Source organism: Bacteroides sp. FSHCM14E1 (genome assembly GCF_019633785.1).
GTDB lineage: Bacteria > Bacteroidota > Bacteroidia > Bacteroidales > Bacteroidaceae > Bacteroides > Bacteroides hominis.
On sequence record NZ_JADKYL010000005.1, the window covers coordinates 307199 to 322968 of the forward strand.

A 15770-nucleotide genomic window follows, 5' to 3' on the forward strand; every position below is an offset into this window, starting at 1 on the left:
ATTCCATCCGTCATTTCATTCATCACTCTGATTCAGAGAAAGTAAGTTATGATAATAAACTCTGCCAAGTTTATTTAGTATGTCCGGCCGAAGTGACTTCGTCCGGACATTTTAACAGTAAAAAAACGAAGATGAATATATTTAGATTGCCTAAGCTACTACACGCCTGTGTTGCTTTCTGTTGCTGCCAGGGGCTTACCGTTTCACTTTTCGCCCAACAGCAGAAAGTAGATACCGCCCGTATTTATTCAATCCCCGAAGTAACCGTTGCCGAAGCTTACCACACCCGCGAAGTAAGAGCGATGGCTCCCACCCAAGTGTTCTCTAAAGAAGAACTCAAAAGCCTCAACGTATTGCAAGTATCGGATGCCGTAAAGCACTTTGCCGGAGTTACGGTGAAAGACTACGGCGGCATTGGCGGACTGAAAACCGTTTCATTGCGAAGCCTCGGAGCCGAGCATACCGCCGTGGGATATGACGGAATAACGATCAGCGACTGCCAGACGGGGCAGATCGACATCGGACGCTTCTCACTGGACAATGTAAACCGCCTCTCGCTCAGCAACGGACAGAGTGATAATATCTTTCAGCCCGCAAGGTTTTTCGCTTCCGCCGGGATACTGAACATACAGACGCTGACACCGCAATTCAAAGACAACCGGCGTACCAACCTGAGCGCCTCGTTCAAAACGGGTTCGTGGGGACTGGTCAATCCGTCTCTCCTGATCGAACAGAAACTGAACCGGAAATGGGTGCTCTCCGCCAACGGCGAGTGGATGTCGGCTGACGGGCACTACCCTTTCACATTGCATTATGGCGAAAACAATGACCTGAGCTCGCGCGAGAAACGGAAAAACACGGAAGTGAAAAACCTCCGTGCCGAAGCGGGATTGTTCGGCAACTTTTCGGATACGGAACAATGGCGGCTGAAAGCCTACTATTATCAGTCGTCCCGCGGACTGCCCAATGCCACCACTTATTATTACGACTACTCTTCACAGCACCTCTGGGACAAGAATGTCTTCGTGCAAAGCCAATATAAGAAGGAGTTCAACCGCCAATGGGTTTTCCAGACTTCGGCTAAGTGGAACTGGAGCTATCAACGTTACCTCGATCCTGATTATAAAGGTTCGGAAGGCAAAACGGAAAACAGTTATTATCAACAAGAGTATTACCTCTCGGCTTCGGCGCTCTACCGGGTGCTCAGCAACCTCTCATTTTCACTCTCGACGGACGGGAGCATCAACCGGCTGAACGCGAACCTGAAAGATTTTGCGTATCCTACCCGCTATTCGTGGTTGACGGCCTTTGCCGGAAAATACGTCAACGACTGGTTGACCGCTTCGGCCTCGGTACTGGCAACGGTCATCAACGAGGAGGTGCGCCAAGGCAGCGCCGCAGCCAACCGACGGAAACTCTCTCCGTACGTCAGCGCGTCGTTCAAGCCCTTTGCCGGCGAAGAGTTCCGCATCCGCCTGTTCTATAAAGACATCTTCCGGTTACCCAGCTTCAACGACCTGTACTACGGACAGGTGGGCAACACGAACCTGAAACCGGAAAGCACGACGCAATACAACTTAGGACTGACATACAGCCGGTCGATCAATGAACTGATCCCCTATGTATCCGTCACGGCAGATGCTTATTATAATAAGGTAAAAGACAAAATCATAGCCATACCCACCAAGAACCTCTTTATATGGAGCATGGTGAACCTCGGCAAAGTGGACATCAAAGGAATCGACGTTGCCGGAAACATCAGTCTGCAACCCTGGGAGAAACTACGGGTGAACCTTTCGGGAAACTACACTTACCAGCGCGCATTGGATATGACCGAACCGGGAGGAAAAACCTACAAGCAACAAATCGCTTATACACCCCGCGTATCCGGATCGGGACAAGCCGGTATCGAGACTCCGTGGGTGAACCTCTCCTACTCGTTCCTCTTTTCGGGCAAGCGCTATATGCTGGGGCAGAACCTCCGCGAAAACCGGCTGGACAGCTACAGCGACCATAGTGTATCCGTCAGCCGCGATCAGCGCATCCGTAACGTAAACACATCCCTGACAGTGGAAGTGCTGAACCTACTGGACAAGAATTACGAGATAGTAAAAAACTTCCCCATGCCGGGACGCTCAGTGAGAGTGACAATGAAAGTAAGATACTAAAGATACTTCAGACATTGAATCAGTAATTATCAAAAGAAACAGCAATATGAAAATGAACCCATTTAATAACAGCAGAAGCAATTCTTCTCCTCGCTTCCGGAGAGGAGCTGGAGGCGGGAGCTTCCTTTTCCTCCTCTTCCTGCTTCTCTTCGCCTCGTGTGACGACCTGGAAGACACGGATACTCCTTCGGGCGGTGGCGACGGTATGCCTGTCGAAACCGGAACAGCCGAACTCTACATTCTCAGCGAAGGGCTCTTCAACCTGAACAACAGTTCGCTCGCTTTGTATTCCTTCAAGAACAATCAGCTGAATACCGACTACTTCCGCAGTATCAACCGGCGCGGACTGGGAGATACCGCCAACGATATGGCCATCTATGGCAGCAAACTCTATATCGTAGTCAATGTATCGAGCCAGATAGAAGTAGTCGACTTGCAAAGCGGAAAGTCTGTCAAACAGATACCGATGTTATCGGAGAACGGCAGTTCGCGGCAACCCCGCAACATCGCCTTCGAGGGAGGAAAAGCATACGTATGCTCCTTTGACGGAACCGTTGCGCGGATAGATACCGCTTCCCTCTCTATCGATGCACTGACCCGGGCAGGCAGGAATCCCGACGGCATTTGTGTGCAGAACGGGAAGTTGTATGTCTCCAACTCCGGAGGCCTGGACTGGGAAGGCATCGGGGTAGACCGTACGGTCTCTGTGATCGACATCCCTTCTTTTACCGAAATCAAGAAGATAGAAGTAGGTCCTAATCCGGGAAAGATACAAGCCGGACCGGACGGAAACATCTATGTAGCCACGCACGGCGAGAATATCGAAGCGGGGGACTATCACTTCGTGCAAATAGACGGTCATACCGATCAAGTGGTACGGACCTTCGACGAAAAGGTGTTGAGTTTCACCATCCACGACAACATGGCCTATTTATACAATTATGATTACCGGACTCAGGACTCGCAAATCAAAGTGTTCAACCTGAAAACCGGAAAGACGGAACGGGAAAACTTCATCACGGACGGCACCGCGATACGTACTCCTTACAGCATCAGTGTCAACCCTTACAGCGGAAACATCTACATCACCGACGCTTACGACTACAAGGTGAAAGGCGATGTGCTCTGCTTCAGCCCGCAGGGACAACTTATATTTAAGTTGCCCAATGTGGGAATCAACTCCAATACCGTCCTGTTCCGGAACAAAGCCTCGCAAGGCAATCCCGACGAAAATCCCGCAGACCCGGAAGCAGGTGCCTTCGCTAATAAAGTATTGGAGTACAATCCGGCGCCATCACAATATATGAATACCTCTTATACAGCTTACGAAGAGGGATTCACCGACGTTCAGGTATTGGCACGCGCCACCGAACTGCTGCAGGACCGCACCACCTGCCTCTTCACTCTCGGAGGATTCGGGGGCAACATTACCGTGGGATTCGACCACACCATCCGCAACGTCCCCGATGAATATGACTTCAAGATATACGGCAACGCCTATTATGATATGTATGGCACGCTGCTGGATAAACCCGGAGGAAACGCCGAACCGGGAATCGTACTCGTATCCAAAGATACGAATGGCAACGGACAGCCGGATGATGAGTGGTACGAATTGGCAGGAAGCGAATATAACTCGCCTGCCACCATCCGCAACTACGAAATCACTTACTACCGTCCCACTCCGGCAGACGGGGATGTGAAGTGGAAAGACAATCAAGGCAAAGAGGGATACATCTACCGGAACACGTATCACACCCAAGGTTCTTATTATCCGGCATGGATGCCGGACCAAATCACATTCCGGGGAAGCCGCCTGGCGGACAACTCCATCAACGAGCCGCGTCCGGGCATGCCCGAGCACTGGGTAGGCTACTGTTATGCCTGGGGATATGCCGACAACCATCCGAACAATACGGAGTATTCTCAATTCAAGATAGACTGGGCGGTAGATAAAGACGGCAAGCCGGTTCATCTGGACGGCATCGACTTCGTGAAGATTTATACAGCGGTCAACCAGAACTGCGGCTGGCTGGGTGAAGCCTCTACGGAGATACAGGCGGTGGAAGATTTACACTACAAGAAATAAAACCAAGTGGAAAAGAGATAAGAAATGAACATTTACCAATTACTTAATTTAATGACTCAAAAAATGAAAATGAAAAAGTATCTATTGCTATTTGTGACAGCATTAGCGTTAGGATTTGCTTCTTGCTCGGATGACGAAACCATCCCTAATCTGACGGGTATCGCCATCGAAAGTGAAGGCGGAGTGACCGAAGTTATCCAAGGTGGAACACTCGCACTGACCGCCAACTATACAAGCAACGTGAACCCCGAAGTAAGATGGGAAGTCAACGGAGAGGTGAAGTCAACTGATAAGGAGTTCAGCTTTACTGAAGCCGAACCGGGAAAATACTATGTAACTCTGGTGGTATCTACGGAAGTAGGAGAGAAAAGAGTAAACCTTCCGGTCACCGTATACGGCAAATACAAATATGGAACCTTTGTTCTGAATGAAGGCAACTTCGGCAATCCTCCCAGCTCTCTCATCTTCATTTCTCCGGAAAATGAAATGACGGAAGAAGCATACTTCGAAGCAAACGGTACACACTTGGGAGTTGTATCACAAGACCTGTTCATTGCAAACAATAAGATGTATATCATTTCTCAGAATGGCGGCGAAGACGGTATGCTTGTAATTGCCAATGCCGAAACATTGAAAAAAGAGAAAGGATTCAGCAAGGATCAACTGGCCGACCTCAATTGGCCTACCCACGTAGCCGCTCTGGATGACTCACACGTATACATCCGCGACAATAACGGCGTGCACTTGTTCGATCCGACAACAACCTCCCTGAGTTTAATAGAGGGAACAGACGGAGCGATAAAAAACAGAATGGCGGTAACAGCCCAGAAAGTATTTGCAGGAGCCAACAACAGTCTGCTGGTGATTAAAGATAACAAAGTGATAAAAACCATCGCTTTGGAAGGCACACCGACAGGAGTTGTAAAAGCTTCGGACGGTAATGTATGGGTTTCTGTCAACAGCACTCCGGCAAAGATTATGAAGGTATCATCTAAGGACTACTCAATCTTGAAAACGAATAAATTAGGAAGTTTCCAGGTATCAGCCGGCTGGGGAGCTACTCCGGCAATCAGCGCCAAAGGTGACAGCATTTATTTTGGTAACAACAGCACTACTATCTATCTCCATGATTTCGCGAAGAATCAGACCAAAGAGCTGACTAAAATCGGTGATTACATACAAAATGCCACAATGACTTACAATAACCTTGCAGTAAATCCGAAAAACAGTGATGTATACGTCACTACAATCAAAGGTTACGGTAACGATTACCTGACCAACAGCATCGGCGTATTTAACTTCACAAGCGGTACTACTAAATTGGTGCAGGATTACAAAAATGCGACTCGCTTCCCCGCGGGAGTATTCTTCACTTACGACTTTGAATAAAAGTAAAAAGGTGTAGTCCCCGGCATACCAGGATATAACCATATTGAAAAGGGGATGTGTCATCATTCACCACAGAGTAACACAGAGTTCCATAGAGCGAACTTAATCTATTGGTTTATCTGTGTAGTCTGTGGTGAATACGAATTTCGACACACCCCCTTTTTATTTTTTAATACTGCACCGGTGGTGTGCTCCAGCTACCGGACAGCGTCAGGTTATCGGTTCCAAGCAAAGGAAGATTCACCGGAACGGTAACCGTTATATTGCCAATCAATAATTTAACGGTTCCATTCAACACAGGACCGAGTAAGGGGATTCCTCCCAATATACCATCCAGGTTAGCAATATTCTTCAACTGTACAGAGAGTGTCAGCGAATGGTTTCCGTCGTTCTGTTGTGCATACGATTTCAGCCCCAGGCTGACAAACGAATAGTTCGAACGATACCTGTAATTCGTATTGACTGTTGCCTGTATCGGATCTGTGATATTCACAAATACTCCATTCAGCAACAACGGACCGTCAATCACATCGTCCACCAACAATCCGGAGATCAGTCCGGGTTTGGCAACATGAATCTCCCGTACGTCATAAAGGCCATGAAAACCTCTGATCAGAATATCCTTCTCACTATTCGTCGTACCGGGTGTAGGTGTGAATCCATACCGGAAACGATGATTACCCGTATAGAAATCCTTCACATTCAGGTCTAAGTCCACAGTCTTAGGGAAATTGTTTATGGTCACTAAAGCATAAGCAGCATCACTGCCCCTCCAGGGATTCAGTAAATCGCCCAATGCTCCCAATGCACCATTCTGCGTAGCATTACCGGAGAGAGTCAGCCCTATCTGATTGACCAACCCTTGCAAAAGTTGTGCATACAGTACATCCACGACCGGTTCGACCAATGCCGCCACCACCAGATTGACTGCGGCATCGAGTCCGCCAACAACATTATAGACAGCATTACCAACCACTCCCAAGTCCATTGCCGTTTTCAGTAACCCTGGCAAAATGCCTTGTACCGTCGTCCGGATTATATTCCTATATCCTATTTGCGTCACAATATTGTTGGTCAGAGAATTCAAAGCGGTTTGTGCATCCACAAACACTCTTCGCAAATTCAGCATACTGATAATGCGCTGCAACAGTACATAAGGTTGGGCAGAGGTATCCGAGAAAGATACATTGGCCAGATAAAATTCCGAAGTGTCGGTAAACTCCGCACCGGGTAACACGATCCGGGCATTCGCACGTGTTGTCTGGTAATTCGTCAACACATCCGCATAGTTGGTTCCACCGCCCGAAACGGGAATCGGGAACTGTGTTTTCTCTACATTGGCCAGAAATACAGCTGTATACTGTCCTTTCGGAAGCGTATCTTTCAAGGCAGCCATCGGCCAGGAAGGAGCAGCATCCGTAGTCTTCAGCACCACCTTTTCTTTCACAAACTCACCTGTCGACTTATAAATGACGTAACGCAGGTGACGAACCCGTGAATCGGTCCCCGTGACGGGTGTACGGGTATCCCCTCCTCCGTATCCGGCAGAGAAGGTTACTTCAAAATATCCGTCAGGCAAGTCCGAAGGCTCACCTTCCGGAGGAAGTTGCCCGGGATCTTCACCGGGCACTTCGACCAGTTCTTTCTCACATCCCGTCAGGAAGAGAGAAAGAAAAAGGCTTATCATTATTATCACTTTCGTTTTCATCTCCGGTTCTTTTTGCTTTCAGTTTCTATTGAAGGCCATCCCAGGCATTGTCATCCAAGTTGATGTTTCCTGCCAAAGTGAAACCTATATTGATATTCGCATAACTTCCGGTCACTTTCACCCAATGATTAGGAGTAAAAATAATCCGGTTTCCCGAAACCACACCGGGAGTATCCGACAGTTTCACCGTATAACGTTCGGTGAAGAGTCCATAAGAAGACACATCCAGATAGAACAGAGTCTTTCTACTGTCCGGAATAGCCAGCAGAAACTGGTTGAAACTGACTTTCCCCGAAACCGGTGCCTGAGTAGCCAATGTTTTTATACCGCTGTCACCGACTGTTTGCCATGCCAGTGCCGTCCCATCCGTTGCACGGGTAGCCGTCACAAGTTGCTCGGCTATCAATGTCATAGAGTTGACATATGCGGGAATATTGGTCACTTCGAGCGTTAAACCACTAACCAGCCTTTTCAGTGTACCTGTCACATAATTGATTTGCGAAGGTTTAAAAACAGGACCAACCAACGTTGTACCCTGGTAACCGTTTCCGAAACACGAAAAGAACTCCGGAACTACCGTCGGATTGACCGGTTGCAAATACAAATTAGCCAACGTAGCCGGATTACCTGTCGAACCGATATTAAACCGCTTCGTTGCACCTCCGCCACTGGCAAAATCATAATCACTCCGATTATATCCGATCACCAACAACTGATAGGTAGAGGCTGCTGAAAGATTAAGCATCGTGACTACTGCCGGAAACGAATTGACATCCAATTGTCGGGCTGCGCTATATTCCGGAACGAAATTAGCTGCATCGTTTGGCAATGCTTCATCCGTTTTCCGAAACGGCAGAATCAGTATCCTGTTGACAGAAAGAGCTGCATCTCCCAGCGCACGACTCATGACCCCGTCCCGCTTTATTTCAAAACGGACCGGAACCCCTTCTTCCAAGGGGAGTTCGGCAACATCATCTGTTGAGCAGCTGCCCAACAAGAGCGTTGCCAGAAATCCCGTCAGAAGGATAGTTATATAGCCTGCCTTTCTCATAGCCATACCATGATTCTGTTTTTGAGTTACTTTTACTGAATTACCAGGTTATGTATCAATTCCCATGCCGGACTGATAGTGATCACAATATTCTGATCGGTCAGCAAATCTACCGGAGCATCATCGTCACCCGGGTTACCCGGTGTTCCGCCATCCACACTACCCGTAGCACCTTTCACACCTAATGCATAAAAATGATTTGCCAGCAGATTAAACTGTGTTGCTCCCGAACTATTAGTGTCGCTCACGGTCCACTCTTTTATAGCGGTACCACTCGCATCATAAAGCCCTAAAGTCATGCTCACGCCACTAACCGGCATATAGAACGAACCTCCCAATTGTGAATTAGGCACTTTCACCACTCCCTGTCCGGACAAATCGTTGCCCACATACACGCCGTTGGAAACAGCCTGGCCGGAAAGATCCATATCTATTATATTATAAGGAGTAGCGGCAGTATTGATACCTACACCATTAGTCAGATTCACCTGCTGATTGGAGTTGCTGACTTTCAGACGCAAATACTTCACAGTGGTTCCGTTAAGCACTTGAGGAACATTCTTGAAGTATCCCAGTACACCGGCCACCTTACGGGTCATCTCAATGCTGACACGAGTTCCGCCCTGAGCCATTACTTCCGCATCGGCCGAACCTGCAAAGATTTCCGATTCATCGCCCGAATTCATAATAGTAGCAAGCATATCCGTATAATTGGTATTACCGGAAGTCGGCGTAGTCACAGAGAAGCGATCACTTGCGTCACGGCCTACAGCCAAAAACTTATATACCCCTACAGGAAGCTTGTCAGCATCGGGAACGGCAAAACGTTTGAAAGTAGTACCATCGGTCCAGCCGGTGATATCATAGGTCTTTTGATGCAGATAAGTCGAACCGTTCTGCACAAAAGCATAAACACTGACGCGAGTGACATGCTGTGTAGCCTCCTGGCTATACACCGGCATTCGGGTTCCAATCCCATCTGTCAGACCATTAACCGCGGACAGTTCAAATGTAATCCCACTATTTTCGGGATTCACTTCAGACGAAGGATCATCTTCGTTGGAACAAGCAGCAAATACAAAGAGGCTTGCTGCCACCAGAAACATTAATTTTTTCATAATAGCAAAGTTTAGTTTAAATAAATAGATAAGGAAAAAGAGATCAGTAGATATCCAGGCGATGTATCGTGAGCCATTCCCCACGGATAAACATCTTGATTTCCCAGATTCCTTCTGATGTATTGTAGTCTATAGAGACAGCGGTTATTTCATTGCGCCGCATGTCCACTTCCATTTCAGGCAATTTCAAATAAGGAGATTCAGAAACTCTTGTATCGGTGGCATAGAAAGTTAAAGCTAACTTTGAATGTCCATCTACCGAAGAGGGTGCAAGCAATGTCTCCAACATATTGGTAAATGGCACACTTTTGTCAACCTGCGTGCTTCCGCTATAATTAAGATCGGCATCCACCGACTGATAAACGTGGTTTACATGTTGTTCTATCCGACTTATTTCAGCCGGGAAATTGGAACAGAGTAACAACAGCTTTCCCTTGGTACGTTCCAATGTCAATTCTTCTGTCTGATATTCGGGAGAGAAATGCAAGACACGGGTCGCCACATAAATATCCGTATGCTCCTTCCCGTCCTGATGCAAAATGCCGGCGGGGTAATCAGTAGTCAGGTTCCCCCAAACAGCCAATTTATAATCACCATCGGGTATTCCGGCGAAAGAAATAGTATACTCCTTATCTTCACCATTGATTTGAACAATCTCCGACTCTCTTTTCAATGCTCCGGTAGAAGCATCGTACAGAGCATAATAAATAGTTCCCGTATAGGTGCGGAAAGGCTGGTTCTCGTCTACGCTGCCCAGCTGCGGAAACTGCGATATATTCAAATAGTTCTTGTCCTTAACAGATACCCGAACCGAGTAAGGTTGTTCTACCGGACATTCGTCTCCGCAAGAGGAAGCAAGTACTATGCCAACTACCATGCAGAAGATCTGTATTACTCTTCCATTCATAATCTCTAAAGTTTAAATATAAAACAATTCGTTCATTCACTCAGAAATCAGTATCCCAAATCAAGATACTCCCATATGGTAGTTTTGCAGGCGGAGCGCTGTTGCCCCGCATTTGTCCAATATCAACAGAAAGAGTATGCATTTGTTTTGCCACGAATCATTATTATCTGTTAAAATTATGACCGGTATACAATTGTTTAAACGATTCATAAACAGGCAATCGGAGGAAACAAAATATCACCTTCAAATGTTGTAGAATCAAACAACTTTTAAAAGAAAAATGATTATGGCTGAAAATTATGAACTGATAGACAATGAAGAAAAACATCAATATGAATTCCATATTGAAAGTTATACTCCCCGAATAGAATACATCAAATCCTCGAATGGTGAAATCTACCTCACGCACACCGAAGTCCCTGCCGCTTTAGGAGGGCACGGAATAGGTTCTCAGCTCGCAGAAAAAGTCCTTACCGACATTGAGCGGCAAGGTCTGCGCTTGGTTCCTCTTTGTCCGTTCGTTGCGGGATACATACATAAGCATCCGGCATGGAAACGCATTGTACTTCGTGGTGTTCACATTCAATAATATAAAAAACAGTTATGGGAAAACAAATAGAATACAGCAATGGCGAACTGACCATTGTATGGCAGCCAGAGCTTTGCCGGCATGCCGGAATCTGCGTGAAGACATTGCCCAATGTGTATCACCCTAAAGAACGTCCGTGGATAAAGATGGAAAATGCTACTACCGAAGAACTGATTGCTCAAATCAAGAAGTGTCCATCGGGGGCTCTAAGTTATAAACTAAAGAAATAAAAAAATCTCCGGGAGCCTTGTTTAAAAGATGTTCCCGGAGATTCTTTTGTTTTTATCCGTAGTCATAGATGATTTACAAAACTTAATTAGCTTTTCTAATCACTCTGAATTCGCATTTATCACTCCCTAAAAGACCTGTTCCATCCACTCCCTCCGCCATGCCAATGAAGCCTGTATTGATATCCGAACAATAAAATGAAACGGTGGCTTCTCCTTTCTCATCCGTCACAACCATAGGCGACCAAAACAATGTATTGCGGGCATCCGGTATAGGCAACTGCATGTCCACTTCATCCGGTTGATAGAATTCGCGAAGAGCATAATATCCTTTCGTACGCCAAAGGTTATTCATGCGGAGCAGTTCTTTTTCAGAATATATGGGGCCGTGATATGTCACAGTCTGCCGGTCTATAACGCTGAAGGCATTGCCTCCCAAATGCTTGAACTTCACAATTTCATACTGTTTTCCTTCCACCGGTTTAGTCCTTTTATCAGACGGTTCACCACAAGGTTTCCACCAAGGATGGGCATCATATCCGGGTTTATAATTTTGCAGATAGCCACATCCGCAAACATAAACATTTTCCATGCTCATCTGTGTCATGCTGTCTAACCGCCCCATAAACTTATCTCTAAATGGTCTGCGTGCCTTACGGCTGACTACAACTTCATCCAGCAGGATTATACTGTCACTGCTTACAACCGGCATATCAACGGACTCTTCTTTCACCGCCTGTGTCCGGACTGTAACCGAATGACCGGGATACTTCTCTCTTCTCACACTGTCAATCACCGGAAAGTAATCTACGATCTCCAGTTCAGGCTTAAACTCTTTCGACAACATTGGTTTCAGATAAATATATCCACCGCGAAGCTCTTTCATCCGATCCGTATCAATCGTGAAGTGTCCTACCGAGTCTGTCCACAAGAACGCAGAATTACCTTCAGCACCCGTAACCTGAACAAGTTGCTTATCCTCCTGTTTTTCTCGGCTCTTTTTCCTGCCTCCTGTAACCTGAACTCCTGATATATCATCGCTTAAAAACGCTTCTCCTTGATAAACCGGGCCATTAAACTCCCAGATATATCGTCTCCACCCCTGTGTCAATAGCAACAGATCCATTGCCTGCACACGGTCATTGTTCTTTTCATCAAAATAATAAGACGGACGATAAACTACACCGCGTATCTGCGACGACAGATAGCAATGGGTCAGAATATTCACAGGATCAACCGGATTACTATATGCTTTATCAAAAACGCTAATTCCCAGATTGACTTTTACAGGCCGGTTCTTATCATCCGTTACCTTAATATGTAAGGCCGCTTTTTCACGAAGAGCGTAGCTTTCCTTCTCCGGTACGATACGAATATGCAGTTTCTTTTCGGGATGTACATACACCAGCCTCTCGGCAACCGGCTTCATTGCATTGTCAAAGAGAGTAAACTCGACTATCCCCTGATAAGGAAATTCGACCAGAGGCATCTTTATCTTCAAACGGTCTTTAAGCATTCCCTTTGCAACACAACACACCATCCCCCGCATCTGACCCACCAAACAGACTTCCTGATCAGGCAAATCTTGTGTTTGAGAGATGATAAACTCCAATTGTTCCTGATCCTGTTTCAATAATCGCAGTGCTACTCCTTGTTTATACACCTCAGGCAAAAGGTAACTATGTCCATCCTTCAGCTCTATCCGGTATTCTTTATCGGCAAACGGAGTAAAAAGTAACTTTCCCATTCCATCATGGCTGCTTTTGAATGGCATAAGAGGAAGTCCGCCTTCACACAGCACTCCTTCCACATCGACCGGATACCCTTTCGTGTCAGTAGCTTTGAACGCCAGGCAAAACGGCAAACCCGAAACCAGATTTCCGCCTTCGGGGAAGAGTTCGAATCTTAAATCACCTGTCTCCTCTCCCTCTTTTGCCGGAGTATTATAGCTGATGTTCTTTAATACTTTGATTTTACGTACCGGAGATATTCCGACCGTATCTTTATAATAGGAATGACGGGTATAGGCTTCCAACCGATAACTCCCTTCCGGCAGTTTCGTATCCACATATATGTGGCCGTCTGCAATACCGTTTTCTATGGGATACTTCTCTTGCCAGACTACACTGTCTTTATCACTCAACATTTGCAGATAAAGTGTCTTGCTCCGGGTTGACAAACCGAATGATTTCGCATCAAGCTGATATGCTTTAAACCAAAGATCTTCTCCCGTTTCATAAATCTCCTTACTGGTCTGCAAATACACCAGTTCAGAAGGATAACCCGAAAAGCGTTGGCTAACAGATGTAAATAAGGAATCGATACGATTCTGAGCAGTAACTCTCATACTGTAGCCAATGACAAGCACCAGCAATAAGATACGATTTATCATTTTGTTTACTTCATTGAAAATCAATCATTTTTTCCAAACGAAGACCCCACCTGCCAGGTCATCACAAAATCCGGATGCAGCAAATATCGGATATGGAATTTCATCCGGCGTTCCGTACGATATTCCTCGGCAAAAAATTCTCCGCGTTCACATACCTGAAACGGTACTATACGGAGATGCTCCCGGAAATCGACTTCATCCACATCCATACACTTAAACATCACTTCTTTGGCGGACCAATGTAAAAGCAGCGACCAGGTATCGTCTCCCTGATAAACGGACGTCGTTTCATCCTCACGCATATATTTATGTGCAACCTTGTGTACCCGTTGTCCATATTGCTCAATGTCAATACCGACTTCGGATACGGCGCTTAAGATAACCGCTACATATCCGCGGGTATGGGAAATACTAATAAAAAAAGAGGAATCCGCCAAACGGGGTTTACCACTGGGAGCATATTCTATTGACTTTTCTTCCCCCAGCAACCGATAAAGCAATACACGCACAGAAAGCCACTCCAACCGGCGGTGGGGTGAAGAGAAACGCTTTAGCTGCTGTTCGTATTTCTCAGGACCAGGGAGCAAAGCCAAAAGTTCTTCGAGAGATTCATCTGTTTTCCAGATACCCCAACGATAACAGTCCGCCTTATGTTCCGACAACAATGCCATAATGAAATCAGGAAGCAACTTCCGTTGTGGAAGGCTCGTTTATGGTAAACTTCACTTTCAGGATGCGGCGGCTGTCCATCGCCAGAACTTCAAATTCATAATGATGATAAAGTACTTTTTCATGCAGCGCGGGAAACTCCCCTTTGATCTCAAGCAACAGTCCGGCCAGCGTATCGGCATCACCGTCCACCTTCTCAAAATCGTCCTCATTTACCTTAGTAATCTTGTAGAAGTCTGTCAGCTGGGTCTTTGCTTCAAAAACCCAGGTATGATCGTTGATCACTGTATAGGTACGCTCTTCATCATCATACTCATCATGGATTTCTCCAACAATTTCTTCTATAATGTCTTCCATTGTCACTATCCCCGATGTACCTCCGAATTCATCAACGACAATGGCAATATGAATTTTATTTGCCTGGAAGTCACGCAGAAGATCGTCGATCATTTTAGTCTCAGGCACAAAATAGGCGGGACGAATCAATGATTGCCAACGAAAATTATCCCCCTTATTCAGATGGGGCAGCAAGTCCTTGATATAAAGCACTCCTTTGATATTATCGCGTGTACCGGAATAAATAGGAATGCGGGAGTAGGCATTATCAATTATGCACTGAAGCACGTCTTTAAACGAAGTACGTATATCAAGATCCACTACATCCAAACGGGAAGTCATAACCTCTTTGGCCGTCTCCCCACCAAAACGGATAATTCCTTCAAGAATATTGTTTTCTTCCGAAAGTTCGGTTTTATCTGTCAGTTCAAGGGCATGGGAAAGTTCATCAACAGATATATTATGATTTTTCTTGGCGAAGTGTTTATTTAAAAAAGCGGTAGAATGTACCAGTACGGCAGATATCGGTGCAAATACCTTGCGCAGGACGTAGATGACCGGAGCGGAAAAGCGGCAGAAAGCCAACGTCTTTTGTGCCGAATAGATCTTAGGCATTATCTCTCCAAAAAGCAACAACAGAAAAGTGAGGATGACTGTCAGTATCAAAAACTCTGCGAGAACCGAATGAAAAACAAAAACATTCATAAAAAAGAAGTTACAGAGCATGATGATGGTCACATTCACAAAATTGTTTGTGATAAGAATGGTTGCCAGCAAACGTTCGGAATCTGCAAGCAGATTGCTGATCTTTCCATCAGAAGGGTGATTACCCTCCTCTATATCATTCAGATCAGAAGGTGAGAGTGAGAAGAAAGCAATTTCGGATGCCGAAGCAAAGCCCGAAGCGAGCAGGAGCAAACCGGCCAGTACTATGGCTATTATTGCTGATAATGATGGTGTGTGTACGGATATTCCGTTAAAAATTTCTGCCAACTGGCATAAATAAGCGTCTGGGTCCAAAATATTGGTTTTAAGTTAATAATAAGCAGCCGCGAGTTAAACTCTGGCTACAAGTTGTTAGTCAAGAGTTATGAACTACAAGTTAAGGCAACAGCCGGATGACAACT

12 protein-coding genes are annotated in these 15770 nt (G+C 46.0%); 5 read left to right on the forward strand and 7 right to left on the reverse strand.

Annotation, left to right across the window (positions count from 1 at the left end; genetic code table 11):
* The first annotated feature begins 131 nt into the window (after positions 1-131).
* The 3 genes from ISX59_RS10605 (at position 132) to ISX59_RS10615 (ending at position 5646) form a co-directional block, all read left to right on the forward strand.
* Complete coding sequence (locus tag ISX59_RS10605) at positions 132-2168, forward strand: TonB-dependent siderophore receptor (protein ID WP_220575901.1); 2037 nt, start codon at positions 132-134, stop codon at positions 2166-2168.
* 46 nt (positions 2169-2214) lie between these two features.
* A complete protein-coding gene (locus tag ISX59_RS10610) occupies positions 2215-4257 on the forward strand; it encodes a DUF5074 domain-containing protein (RefSeq protein ID WP_220575902.1) in 2043 nt (680 codons plus the stop codon).
* A gap of 69 nt (positions 4258-4326) precedes the next feature.
* Positions 4327-5646: a DUF5074 domain-containing protein gene (locus ISX59_RS10615; protein ID WP_234072635.1), complete on the forward strand. Its 1320-nt coding sequence runs from the start codon at positions 4327-4329 to the stop codon at positions 5644-5646.
* A gap of 169 nt (positions 5647-5815) precedes the next feature.
* Here ISX59_RS10615 and ISX59_RS10620 read toward each other — a convergent pair whose 3' ends face one another.
* Genes ISX59_RS10620 through ISX59_RS10635 form a run of 4 tightly spaced genes read right to left on the reverse strand, consistent with a single transcriptional unit; the run spans position 5816 to position 10430 of the window.
* Positions 5816-7354 carry a FimB/Mfa2 family fimbrial subunit gene (locus ISX59_RS10620; protein WP_005809315.1) on the reverse strand — a complete coding sequence of 513 codons (1539 nt, stop codon included), beginning with the start codon at positions 7352-7354 and terminating at the stop codon, positions 5816-5818.
* Positions 7355-7379: 25 nt separating this feature from the next.
* The gene (locus ISX59_RS10625; RefSeq protein ID WP_220575903.1) at positions 7380-8411 is read right to left on the reverse strand and encodes a hypothetical protein; all 1032 of its coding nucleotides are present in this window, start codon (positions 8409-8411) and stop codon (positions 7380-7382) included.
* A gap of 26 nt (positions 8412-8437) precedes the next feature.
* A complete protein-coding gene (locus ISX59_RS10630) occupies positions 8438-9523 on the reverse strand; it encodes a FimB/Mfa2 family fimbrial subunit (RefSeq protein WP_220575904.1) in 1086 nt (361 codons plus the stop codon).
* Positions 9524-9566: 43 nt separating this feature from the next.
* Entirely contained in the window at positions 9567-10430 is an 864-nt protein-coding gene (locus ISX59_RS10635; protein ID WP_220575905.1) for a FimB/Mfa2 family fimbrial subunit, read from the reverse strand.
* 286 nt (positions 10431-10716) lie between these two features.
* On the opposite strand from ISX59_RS10635, the gene ISX59_RS10640 reads away from it, so the two are divergent.
* Positions 10717-11019, forward strand: a complete 303-nt coding sequence (locus ISX59_RS10640; protein WP_044301665.1) for a GNAT family N-acetyltransferase — start codon at positions 10717-10719, stop codon at positions 11017-11019.
* Positions 11020-11033: 14 nt separating this feature from the next.
* Positions 11034-11249 carry a (4Fe-4S)-binding protein gene (locus ISX59_RS10645; RefSeq protein ID WP_005776344.1) on the forward strand — a complete coding sequence of 72 codons (216 nt, stop codon included), beginning with the start codon at positions 11034-11036 and terminating at the stop codon, positions 11247-11249.
* Positions 11250-11331: 82 nt separating this feature from the next.
* Here ISX59_RS10645 and ISX59_RS10650 read toward each other — a convergent pair whose 3' ends face one another.
* From ISX59_RS10650 to ISX59_RS10660, 3 genes are read right to left on the reverse strand one after another with little or no spacing between them, the layout of a single operon-like run.
* Entirely contained in the window at positions 11332-13638 is a 2307-nt protein-coding gene (locus tag ISX59_RS10650) for a hypothetical protein (protein WP_220575906.1), read from the reverse strand.
* A gap of 20 nt (positions 13639-13658) precedes the next feature.
* Positions 13659-14309, reverse strand: coding sequence for a 4'-phosphopantetheinyl transferase superfamily protein (locus ISX59_RS10655; RefSeq protein WP_220575907.1), 651 nt, complete (start codon positions 14307-14309; stop codon positions 13659-13661).
* A gap of 7 nt (positions 14310-14316) precedes the next feature.
* Positions 14317-15663, reverse strand: coding sequence for a gliding motility-associated protein GldE (locus ISX59_RS10660; protein ID WP_032541353.1), 1347 nt, complete (start codon positions 15661-15663; stop codon positions 14317-14319).
* Positions 15664-15770 lie beyond the last annotated feature (107 nt).